The organism is Pseudomonas sp. PB106 (genome assembly GCF_009764645.1).
Taxonomy (GTDB): domain Bacteria; phylum Pseudomonadota; class Gammaproteobacteria; order Pseudomonadales; family Pseudomonadaceae; genus Aquipseudomonas.
Window position 1 is genome coordinate 43,496 of the sequence record NZ_RWIM01000193.1, and the last position, 10,174, is coordinate 53,669.

5 protein-coding genes are annotated in these 10,174 nt (G+C 60.2%); 3 read left to right on the forward strand and 2 right to left on the reverse strand.

What is annotated here, in order from left to right:
- Positions 1-42 precede the first annotated feature (42 nt).
- On the reverse strand, positions 43-228 hold the full coding sequence (locus EJA71_RS24260) for a hypothetical protein (RefSeq protein ID WP_158960083.1): 186 nt from the start codon (positions 226-228) through the stop codon (positions 43-45).
- Between EJA71_RS24260 and EJA71_RS24265 the strand changes: the two genes are divergently transcribed.
- A complete protein-coding gene (locus EJA71_RS24265; protein ID WP_158960085.1) occupies positions 215-5,125 on the forward strand; it encodes an NEL-type E3 ubiquitin ligase domain-containing protein in 4,911 nt (1,636 codons plus the stop codon). The genes EJA71_RS24260 and EJA71_RS24265 overlap by 14 nt on opposite strands.
- A gap of 6 nt (positions 5,126-5,131) precedes the next feature.
- Here EJA71_RS24265 and mnmC read toward each other — a convergent pair whose 3' ends face one another.
- Positions 5,132-7,111 carry a bifunctional tRNA (5-methylaminomethyl-2-thiouridine)(34)-methyltransferase MnmD/FAD-dependent 5-carboxymethylaminomethyl-2-thiouridine(34) oxidoreductase MnmC gene (gene mnmC, locus EJA71_RS24270; protein ID WP_158960087.1) on the reverse strand — a complete coding sequence of 660 codons (1,980 nt, stop codon included), beginning with the start codon at positions 7,109-7,111 and terminating at the stop codon, positions 5,132-5,134.
- A gap of 172 nt (positions 7,112-7,283) precedes the next feature.
- Here mnmC and pap point away from each other — a divergent pair, with 172 nt between their 5' ends.
- Together pap and EJA71_RS24280 are read left to right on the forward strand one after the other, a co-directional pair.
- Positions 7,284-8,798 (forward strand): polyphosphate:AMP phosphotransferase, encoded by a 1,515-nt coding sequence (pap, locus tag EJA71_RS24275; protein ID WP_158960089.1) that lies wholly within the window; start codon positions 7,284-7,286, stop codon positions 8,796-8,798.
- Between the two features lie 102 nt (positions 8,799-8,900).
- The gene (locus EJA71_RS24280) at positions 8,901-10,085 is read left to right on the forward strand and encodes a thiolase family protein (protein ID WP_158960091.1); all 1,185 of its coding nucleotides are present in this window, start codon (positions 8,901-8,903) and stop codon (positions 10,083-10,085) included.
- Positions 10,086-10,174 lie beyond the last annotated feature (89 nt).

Here is a 10,174-nt window from a genome sequence, read left to right on the forward strand (position 1 = left end):
TACTGTTGGAAACAGGCGGTCACCCTGCAGAATTTCGCGTTTTTAATGAGCCTCGTAAATCGCTAGGGTGAAGGCTTGATCCAGCAATAAAGGAATATTGCCGATGACCACCACCGCAACGAACCCCCCGGCATCGACGCCCACCGCGACCCCCGCAGCAGCCCCGGCAGAAACGCCCGTTACGCCGCCCACGCCGCAGCAGGTGCTGACCAGCTTGCTCGAGGCCACGGGCGATCTCGACACCGCCGAAACCCTGCAAAAAGCGCTGCCACCCTGGTCGCTCAACGCTTCTGCGAAAACCCTGGGAGCTTTGGATAAGACCGCGCGCGATCTGCAAGCCAGTCGCAGCAAAGTCGAAGCCGATCTAAGCAAATTGCGACCCTTGAAGGTCTTTTGCAGCAATGCTTTGAATACTGCGCTGGTCGAGCAATGGGAGGACATCGAATTCGATGTCGAGCTGGATAGCCTTGAGCTTCCGGGCACTGACTGTGGTTGTGGTCCGGAAGAAAAAACCGGCGGCAACCCGACATTGGTTGCCCTGGGCCAAGCGGCCGACACCACCACTCAGACGGGCGCTGGTGCGGCTAAGACCGGGATTGTCAGCCTTGAGAAAGCCACTGGGCCGGCCATGTCGGCCCCCACAACGGCGCCTGTTGCTACACCGAAATCGAACATCCCCTTGGCCACTCAGTCTTTGCTCAACGCGGCGATGCAGAACTTTACCGCCAATGAAGAGAAGGCCGATGGCTTTCCGCAAGGCAGCGTGGTGAAAATCGCCAGCGGCGCCGAGGAGGTCGACGACCTGACGCCTCACGTTTTCGCCCGTCTGTGCCGCAAGCTCGATCTGGGCAAACAGTATCAAACCCATTTCGAGCAAGTCGTCGGATTGCGCGACGACAAAGGCAAGACCGTGATCAACAGCGGCATAAGTCAGAACATCGCGGCGATGAAAAAGCTGCTGCTGCAACTGGACGTGCAACTGGCTCGGGCCCGATCCGATATCAGCCCGTCCCGAAGCGAGCTGTTGCAGCGACTGATAGACGCCAATGGCGTGGCCGGCCCGACCACTCTGCACGTCCATAACCTGCCGCTGATCATGCAGGGCATCGAGATTCACGGGGCCTGCATTTGGGGCGTGGTGGTGTTTTCGGTGAACTCGATCGAGACCCATGCCAACGAGTGGTGCCTGGTTTACATGCCTGGCGAGCCCAAACGGCCGCTGTACGAATACCCCAGTTTCAACGCTTTCAAAGAATATTTGACGCTCAAGCTGAACGTAAAAAGCTACAAGGATTATTTCGCCCATTGCCTGGACGAAGACAACAAGGTCGACTTCTACAAGACATTCGCGAGCAAGCGCAATCTGGGCACGATCAGGCAGTTGCCGATCAGCGTGCCGTTGTTCGATTTCATGGTGCAAAGCCACGTCGGCAAGTTGCAGATCGACGCGCGTTCGCTCGTCGTGCCGACGGCGGATGTCGATCAGGAGCAACGCAAGAAACGTCTGCTCAATTACATCGAGGTGGGCGTCACCGTCGCTTCGCTTGCCGGTTTTTTCGTACCGGGACTTGGCCAGTTGATAATGGGCGTGGCCATCGGGCAGTTGCTCGGCGAGATCTACGAAGGTGTCGAGGATTGGCGCCACGGTGATCGGCAGGAAGCCTTGCACCATCTTTTAAGCGTGGTGGAAAGCGTCGCGATGATGGCCGCGATGGCCGCCGGACAGAAAGCCGTCACCGCGCTGGTGAAGCAAACCGTGCGTGCGCATCCGGAGTTCTTTGGCCAGTTCACAAGCATTCTCAACAGCGCCGGACAACCGCGATTGTGGAAACCGCAACTCGGCGCTTACGCGCAGTCGCTCCCTGCGGATGCCATCGGCGCGGCCAACACCAGCGGCTTCTATCAAGCCCAAGGCAAGTCGTTCGGGCGCATAGGTCATCTGGTCTACGGCGGTGTGCGCATTCCGGGGACGAAGATTTGGCGCCTTGAACATCCCACTCGCAAAACAGCCTATTCGCCGCCGCTTGAACAGCATATTGACGGTGGGTGGCGTCATCCTGGCGAAAGTGCTCGCGGCTGGGCCGGCTCCGCCTACGCCTTGAAGCGTATCGACCCTGGCCTGGCCGACATGGAAGAGCTGCGTCTGGACATGGCGCGCAGGCTCACTCAAACCTCGCACAGAACGCTTTTTCACAGCTTCGATGAAAACGAGGCGTTGTCACCGCGATTGCGCGACATGATCGAGCGCTTCGGGATCGAAAACCGCCTGAACGCCTTTATCGAGCAGATGGAACAGGGCGAGGCACAGAGCAGCCGCTATGTGCAGGAACAAGTGTTGGCCCTGCCAAAATTGAAAAACTGGCCGACGGATCACTACATCAAGGTCGTCGGCAGTGATGCGCAAACGCTCGCTACTTACCCCAACACCTTGGTTGAAGATGAATCGCTCAGCATCACAGTTACCCAGAAACAGCTGGACGAAGGCCATTTGCTGGACACGGTGATCAACCGGCTGGATCAGAAAGACGTGGATGCGCTGCTGGAAGGCCGCTACGCAAATGGCGAAAGCGACCAGTTGGCGAAAAAAATCGGGGCGACGGTGAAGGCGGATCGTCAGCCATTTTTCGAGCAGTTGTATCGCGTCTACGACCATAGCGACGCCGAGGAGGTAGTGAAACTGCGCAAGGCGCATCCTGAACTTCCCTCGCGTGTGGCGCAGGCGTTGCTCGATCAGGCGCCGAGCGTTGAACGTGCAAGCTTGCGCAGTACCGGCCGGGTGCCATTGGCCCTGGCGCAGAAGAGTCGCGAAGCCGTGGGGATTTTACGTCTTGATCGTGCGCTGAGCGGGTTGTACCTGACGACTCTGAACAGTGTTGACAGCGAAAAACTGGCCATTCAGCTGCTGGCGCGCTTAGACGGCTGGGGAGCCGATTGGCGCCTGCAATTACACCAGGGTGCGCTCAAGGGCACGCTGCTGGCGAGCGTCGGAAAGCCAACGGCGCTGGCGGCCAATACGTTCAAACTGGTCAAGCTGAAAACCGGCTACGAAGCCTTTAACGGTGACGGCATCTCCCTCGGGCGTGTGCCTGCCGGCCCCGAGGCTCTCTATGAAGGGATTCTCAAGACGTTGCCGCCTGCCAAGCAGCGCAAATTGGGTTTTGACGAGCCGCAGTTCGATGACGGTGCACGACTGCGCGGCAAATTGCTGGATGTCGCCCTCGATGAGCGTGCGCAGGATGCCGGCCTGGACGCCACAGGACAATATACCCCCGAGGTCGCTGAACCCGCCTGTGTCCAGGCCGACCCGCCAATGTTGTCGTCGAAACACTCCAAGTCGCTGCTGTACAAGGTGCGTAGACTTTTTCCGTTATTTACCGAAGTGCAGGCCGACGAATTTCTCAACACCGTGGGCAATGATGCGATGGCCCGGGAAAAGCACGTGCGCAAATTGCGCCACGACCTGGAGCGTCTGGGCGAAACCCTGGAGTTCTGGCGCGAAAGTGATCCCTCAAGCTCGGTTGCAGTGGTGGGGCGCGAGCTGGCGAAAAATCGTCAGACCGTGGCCAACCAGATCGAGGACAGCTTTCGTCGGCGAATTTTGCTGCCCGATGCGCAGGGCCGGCCTGTGTGTGGGCTGAAGCTCGATGGCATGCGCGTGGCTGATCTGCCGGTACTGCCGGCAGACATCAACTTTGATCACATCAAACTGGTTTCGCTGAAAAACATGCAGCTGGATAACACGGTGGGCAGTTTTCTCGGCTCATTCCCACAAATCGAATCCCTGGAGCTGGATAATAATCAGCTCAGCGAACTGCCCCCAGTGATCACGCGGTTATCAAAACTTGAGCGGCTGTGCCTGCCGGACAACCAGATCAAACTGACCGAAGCGTCCTTGAAGGAGCTCGCCGATCTTCGCTCGTTGCAGACGTTGAATCTGAACGGCAATCCGTTGGGCGCTACCCCGGACGTGAAGAAAATGCTGGATCTGCGTTACCTGTCCTTGCGCAGCACGGGTCTCACCGAGTTGCCGGTGGGCTTGTCGCGTCTGCCGAATCTGGATCGGGTGGACTTGCGCAATAACGTGATCAAGGACCTGCCCGCGTGGTTGTTCGAGATGCCCAAGCGCTTCACTGAAACCCTCAATCTGCGGCACAACGAGTTGTTGAAAGCCAGCGCTGACTTGTTGAAAGCCTATCGGGATCGAATCGGTATCGGCATGGGCTATCTGGAAGATGATCTGGCGCGTCTCGACGAACAAAAGGCGCGCTCGATCTGGTTCCCGGAGGAGGCTGGCGAGCAGTGGTCCAAACGCGAGCCGCTGTGGAGCGCGCTCAAGGACGATAAATCCGCCGAGGGGCTGTTTCACTTGCTGGCAGAGCTGGGCAATACCGCCGAAAGCAACAAAGTTCGCGAAGACATGACGCAGCGGGTGTGGCGGGTATTAAGCGCAGCAGAGGCCAAAACCGCATTGCGCGAACAGTTACTGGATCTGGCCGCCAACCCGATCAACTGCACGGATTCGGCCGCGTCCAACTTCAGCCATCTGGAAGTGGCGGTGCAAGTCGACAGTGTCGTTGCGCAGGCTGCCGACGCAAAAGCTCCCACCGCGACGTTGCTCAAACTGGGTCGCGGTCTGTTTCGGCTGGAACAGCTGGAGCAGATTGCCCGCGATCATGTCAGTCGAAACCTGAGTGTCGATCCGCTGGAGGTCAGTCTGGCTTTCCGCACCGGGCTGGCGGATCACTATGACTTGCCCGGCCAACCGCGCCATATGCGTTACGCGTCTTTGAGCGGTGTGAAAGCGTCGGACCTGGAGGCGGCCAAAACTCGGGTCGACGCGGCGGAGATGTCCTCGAAGTGGATGGACTTCATCGTGCGCCAGCCGTTTTGGCGTGATTACCTCAGGCGCACGCAGTCAGCGAAATTCACCGATATCGACGAAATCAATGGCGAGAAAATCCAGGCCTTGTTCGACAAGGCCGACATCCTCACCAGTGCCGAGTACCTCAGGCAACTCGACACGGTCATGGTGGCGAAAGACAGGGCTGAAATGGTCGCGTTCAAAGCCTTTACCAGTGAAGCATTGAAAGCCATCGACCAAGGCGTCTGCTCGGTGCCTGATTGAGAACGGTCATTTGCCGCGAATCAGTCGGCGCAACGCAAAACGGTTGGGGTGACACGCCTCGGCCACGCTGCGCGGCAACGGCAATGGTTCGTTGTCCAGCCACGCAGCGAGCAATTCGCCAGACACTGGTGCGGTGATCAGACCGCGTGAACCGTGACCGCTGTTGACGTACAAACCGTCGAGCCATGGGCAGGCGATGTCCGGCACTTGTCGGGCATCCTTGCTGAGTGCGGCGTAGGCGTCGAGGAACGCCTGGCGATCGGCGAGGGGGCCAACGATCGGCAAATAGTCGGGGCTGGTGCAGCGAAAGGCCGCACGGCCCTGAAGGCTGTCGGTGGGTTGTGCGTCGATGTTCAGGCGTGACACCAGGTCGCTGGAGATTTCTTCGAGCATCGCCAGATTGCCCAGATGTTCGGCGGTGGTCGGGGTCAGGTCGTCGCTGTTGAAATCGAAACTGGCGCCGAGGGTGTGTTCGCCCAGGCGGGCCGGGGCGACGTAGCCTTCGGCGCAGACCACGGTGGTCAGCGCCTGACTGCGCGCAGTTTGCGTGAGCCGGGTGATCTGCCCGCGAATGCGCTTGAGCGGCAACTCGGCGCTTTGCGCGAAACGCTTGATCTCGGCCGCGCCGGCCAGCACCACGACCGGGGCACTGGCCAGCAGGCGCTCGCCGTCGAAGACCTGCCATCGATCTTCGACCTTGCGCAGTTCCAGCACTTCGCTATGGCTGAGCAGTTCGATGTTTGCCTGCGCAGCCTGAGCCTGACACAGCGCCGGTGGATGCACCCAACCCCCTTCGGGGTAGTACAAACCGCCGTGGGCCAGACCGACACCGGCGCGGGCTTGGGCTTCTGGCTGCTCCAGCCACTGCAACAGATCTTCGGGGAATGCTTCGGCTAATTGCGCATGACGCTCGGCTTCCTTGGCATTGAAGGCCAGTTGCAGCACGCCGCAATCGTCCCAGTCAGTGCCGCGTTGCAGGGTTTCCAGCAGGCGACGGGTGTAGCCGAAGCCACTGACAATCAGCTGCGACAACGCGGTGCCGTGGGCCGACAGTTTCAGGTACAGCACGCCTTGCGGATTGCCCGACGCTTCCTCGGCAACACCTGCATGGCGCTCCAGCAGACTGACCTGCCAGCCCCGCGCGGCGAGGCTCGCTGCCGTCGCACAACCCGCCAGACCGGCGCCGATCACCAGCGCCCGGCGTTCACCCGTCAGCGGCGCGGGGCGGGCGAACCATGGTTTCTGGGCGGCTGGCGGTGCCACCTCTGCCGGCCAGGCGAGAAATTCGCCGCGCAGGATCTCCCACTTGTGGCCGATGCCCGGCGTGCGTTTCATCTTGAATCCGGCGGCGTTGAGCAGGCGTCGCACCCAACCGGTGCTGGTGAAGGTGCTGATGGTCGAACCCGGCGCTGCCAGTCGCGCCAGCTCGACGAACAGTTCGGCGGTCCACATGTCGGGGTTTTTCGCCGGGGCAAAGCCGTCGAGAAACCACGCGTCAATCTGCGCGTCCAGTTGCGGCAATTGCTCCAGCGCATCGCCGATCAGCAACGTCAGGGTCACGCGGCCATGGGCCAGGGTGATGCGCTGAAAACCCTGATGAATCGCCACGTAATGCTTGAGCAACTGATCGGCCAACGGTTTGAGTTCCGGCCACAGGGCCAAGGCCCGTTGCAGGTCGGCAGGGCTCAGCGGGTACTTTTCGACACTGACGAAATGCAGCCGCGCACCGGCCACGGCGTGCTGTTCGAACAGTTGCCAGGCGCAAAGAAAATTCAGTCCGGTGCCGAAGCCGGTTTCACCGATGACCAGACGTCCATCCGCCGGCAACGCGGCAAAACGCTCGGCCAAACGATTCTGTTCGAGGAACACATAACGGGTTTCTTCCAGCCCCGACTGGTCGGAAAAGTACACGTCATCGAACACGCGTGAACGCGGGCGTCCGTGGTCATCCCAGTCGAGTTGGGCGTGGGGCATTACAGGTTTCATGGCAGGCTCGGCAACGGCAAGGCCGCCATTCTAGCCGATCGCGCAGGGGCTGCTTGATCCATGGCAAGGCCAGCCGACGATCACTCGCGGACAATCCGCACGCTGGGGGAATTTGTGCGCCGCGTCCGTGCCCAATCCGCTAGTCTTGCTGAATCCTGGAAGGAGCCGTCCCATGTTTGAATCCGCTGAAATCGGTCACGCCATCGACAAAGACACCTACGAGGCTGCCGTGCCCGCGTTGCGTGAGGCACTGCTGGAAGCGCAGTTCGAGTTGCAGCAGCAAAAGCGTTTCCCGGTGATCATTTTGATCAACGGCATCGAAGGCGCGGGCAAGGGCGAGACGGTCAAGTTGCTCAACGAGTGGATGGACCCGCGCCTGATCGAGGTGCGCACCTTCGATCAACAGAGCGACGAAGAACTCTCGCGACCACCGGCCTGGCGCTACTGGCGGATGCTCCCGGCCAAAGGGCGGATGGGGATCTTCTTCGGCAACTGGTACAGCCAGATGCTACAGGGGCGGGTGCACGGGTTGTTCAAGGATCCGCGTCTGGATCAGGCGATTGCCGGTGCCGAGCGTCTGGAAAAGATGCTCTGCGATGAAGGCGCACTGATCTTCAAATTCTGGTTTCACCTGTCCAAGAAACAGATGAAAGCACGGCTCAAAGCGCTGGCCGATGACCCGCTGCACAGCTGGCGCATCAGCCCGCTGGACTGGCAGCAGTCGCAAACCTACGACAAGTTCGTCAAGTACGGTGAGCGCGTGCTGCGTCGCACCAGCCGCGACTACGCGCCGTGGCATGTCATCGAAGGCATGGATGCCAACTATCGCAGTCTGGCGGTCGGCAAGATCCTCCTTGAGGGTTTGCAAAGTGCGCTGAAACGGCCGGACGTGCATCCCCACGATGTCAGCGCGGCGCCGCTGGGCACGCCGGTCGATCACCTCAACCTGCTCGACAGCCTCGACCTGACCCAGCGTCTGGACAAGAAAGATTACGAAGAACAATTGATCACCGAGCAGGCGCGTCTGTCCGGGTTGATGCGCGACAAACGCATGCGTCGCCACGCCTTGGTGGCGGTATTCGAAGGCAACGATGCGGCGGGCAAGGGCGGGGCGATCCGGCGGGTCGCGGCGGCGCTCGATCCGCGTCAATACAACATCGTGCCGATTGCCGCACCGACCGAAGAGGAGCGGGCGCAACCGTATCTGTGGCGGTTCTGGCGCCACATTCCGGCGCGCGGCAAGTTCACTGTGTTCGACCGTTCCTGGTATGGCCGGGTGTTGGTCGAGCGTATCGAAGGTTTTTGCACGCCGGCCGACTGGCTGCGGGCCTACGGCGAGATCAATGATTTCGAAGAACAGTTGGCCGACGCTGGGGTGATCGTCGTCAAGTTCTGGTTGGCCATCGATAAGCAAACGCAGATGGAGCGCTTCCAGGAGCGCGAGGAAATCCCGTTCAAGCGCTTCAAGATCACCGAGGACGACTGGCGCAACCGCGACAAGTGGGATGACTACCGTGCCGCTGTGGGCGACATGGTCGACCGCACCAGTTCGGAAATCGCCCCGTGGACGCTGGTCGAGGCCAATGACAAACGCTGGGCGCGGGTCAAGGTGCTGCGCACGATCAACCGCGCGCTGGAAGATGCCTTCGAGAAGTCCGACAAGCACGCCAAGAAGCACAAGGACTGAGGCGATGGGCACGCATACGCGGGGTGAATGATTGTCGCGGTCGTTGATGCAGTGGACTTATGCTCGGTCCACTCTCAACCGACAACAACAATGAGGTATGCCATGCGTGAAGTGGTGATCGTCGACAGCGTGCGGACTGGCCTGGCCAAATCCTTTCGCGGCAAGTTCAACCAGACCCGCCCCGATGACATGGCGGCTCATTGCGTCAACGCCCTGCTGGAGCGCAACGACATCGGCCCGACTAGCGTCGAGGATTGCATCGTCGGCGCCGGTTCCAATGAAGGCGCGCAGGGTTACAACATCGGTCGCAATGTGGCGGTGCTCTCGCGTCTGGGCACCGGCACCGCCGGCATGACCCTCAACCGTTTCTGCTCGTCGGGACTGCAGGCGATTGCGATTGCCGCCAACCAGATTGCCTCCGGTTGCAGCGACATCATCGTCGCCGGCGGGGTCGAGTCGATCAGCCTGACGATGAAAAGCGTCAACACCGATCACCTGATCAACCCGTTGCTGAAACAGCAGTCGCCGGGCATCTATTACACGATGGGCCAGACCGCCGAAGTGGTCGCGCGCCGTTATGGCGTCAGCCGTGAAGCGCAGGATCGTTATGCCCTGCAAAGTCAGATTCGTACCGCTCAGGCGCAGGCCGCCGGACTGTTCGACGATGAAATCGTGCCGATGGCGGTCCAGTATCGCGTCGAGGACAAGAACACTGGCGAAGTGCAGATCCTTGACGGCGTGGTCGATCGCGACGACTGCAACCGCCCGGACACCACTTATGAAAGCCTCGCCGGGCTGAAACCGGTATTTGCTGAAGATGGCTCGGTGACGGCGGGCAATTCGTCGCAGTTGTCTGACGGCGCGTCGATGACCCTGGTGATGAGCCTGGAAAAAGCCTTGGAACTGGGCCTGAAGCCGAAGGCGTTTTTCCGTGGGTTTACCGTGGCCGGATGCGAGCCGGACGAGATGGGCATCGGCCCGGTGTTCTCGGTGCCGAAGCTGCTCAAGGCGAAAGGTTTGCAGGTGGCGGATATCGATCTGTGGGAATTGAACGAGGCATTCGCTTCGCAATGCCTGTACAGCCGTGACCGGCTGGAGATCGACAACGAGAAGTACAACGTCAACGGCGGCTCGATTTCCATTGGTCACCCGTTTGGCATGACCGGATCGCGGCAGGTCGGGCATCTGGTGCGCGAGTTGCAACGGCGCAATTTGCGTTACGGGATTGTGACCATGTGTGTGGGTGGCGGGATGGGTGCGACTGGGTTGTTTGAGGCGGTGCGTTAAACCCGGAGCTCTTTATCGCCTTTTAAATTGTCATCGCTGGCAAGCCAGCTCCCACAGGTTTTGTGTACGCCAAAAACCCTGTGGGAGCT